General features: G+C 69.4%; 1 protein-coding gene. It reads left to right on the top strand.

What is annotated here, in order from left to right:
* Positions 1–1,505 (top strand): type I polyketide synthase (locus tag JK364_RS54235; RefSeq protein ID WP_201858850.1); only part of this gene is annotated, 1,505 nt, incomplete at both ends.

Raw genomic sequence — 1,505 nt, 5'->3', positions numbered from 1 at the left:
CCCCGGTCCCCGACGCGGACCCGCCCGCCCTGCTGCGCTCGCTGTATCCCAAAACAGCACGAAAGAGCCAGCCGATCCAAGGACTGTCACCAGAAGCACTCCTGAAAATCGTGCGCGACAGCGCCGCCATGGTCCTGGGCCACGCCAACGCCGACACCGTTCCCGCAGCAACCGCCTTCCAGGAACTCGGCCTCGACTCACTGACCGCGGTCGAACTCCGCAACAGCCTCACCAAAGCCACCGGCCTGCGACTACCCGCCACCATGGTGTTCGACTACCCCACCCCGGCCACGCTGGCCGAACGGCTCGGCGAACTACTCGCAGGCGACACGACACCCGCGACAGCCACCGCGGTGCACACGGCCACGGCCTCGGACGAACCGCTGGCGATCGTCGGCATGGCCTGCCGCCTGCCCGGCAAAGTGTCGTCCCCGGAGGACCTGTGGCGCCTGGTCGAGTCCGGCACCGACGCCATCACCGACTTCCCCACCGACCGCGGCTGGGACACCGACACCCTCTTCGACCCGGACCCCGACACCGCCGGCAAGACCTACACCGTGCACGGCGGCTTCCTCGACGACGCCGCCGGCTTCGACGCATCGTTCTTCGGCATCAGCCCCCGCGAAGCCCTCGCCATGGACTCCCAACAACGCCTCGTGCTCGAAGCCGCCTGGGAAGCGTTCGAACGCGCCGGCATCGAGCCGGGGTCGGTGCGGGGCAGTGACACCGGCGTGTTCATGGGTGCCTACCCCGACGGCTACGGCATCGGCGCCGACCTCGGCGGCTTCGGCGCCACGGCAGGCGCGGGCAGCGTGCTCTCCGGCCGCCTGTCCTACTTCTTCGGCCTCGAAGGCCCCGCCATGACCGTGGACACCGCCTGTTCCTCATCGCTGGTCGCCCTGCACCAAGCAGGATCCGCTCTACGACAGGGCGAGTGCTCCCTGGCCCTGGTCGGCGGAGTGACCGTGATAGCCAACCCGCAGATCTTCGTGGAGTTCTCCCGCCAGCGCGGCCTGGCCGCCGACGGCCGGTGCAAGGCCTTCGCCGACAACGCTGATGGCACCGGCTTCTCCGAGGGTGTCGGTGTGCTGCTGGTCGAGCGGCTGTCCGACGCCCAGGCCAAGGGCCACAACATCCTGGCCGTGGTACGCAGCTCCGCGGTCAACCAGGACGGGGCATCCAACGGTCTGACCGCCCCCAACGGCCCCTCCCAGCAACGGGTCATCCGGCAGGCCCTGGCCAACGCCGGTCTGGCCGGCGCCGAGGTGGATGTGGTCGAGGCCCACGGCACCGGCACCACACTCGGCGACCCGATCGAGGCCCAGGCCATCCTCGCCACCTACGGCCAAGACCGCGACCAGCCCGTGCTGCTCGGCTCACTCAAATCGAACGTCGGCCATACCCAGGCCGCCGCGGGTGTTTCCGGTGTCATCAAGATGGTCATGGCACTGCGCCATGAGACCGTCCCGGCCACCCTGCATATCGACGAGCCCTCCCGGCATATC

It is taken from the genome of Streptomyces endocoffeicus, assembly GCF_016741935.1.
GTDB lineage: Bacteria > Actinomycetota > Actinomycetes > Streptomycetales > Streptomycetaceae > Streptomyces > Streptomyces endocoffeicus.
This window is presented reverse-complemented; position numbering and strand designations above follow the sequence as displayed.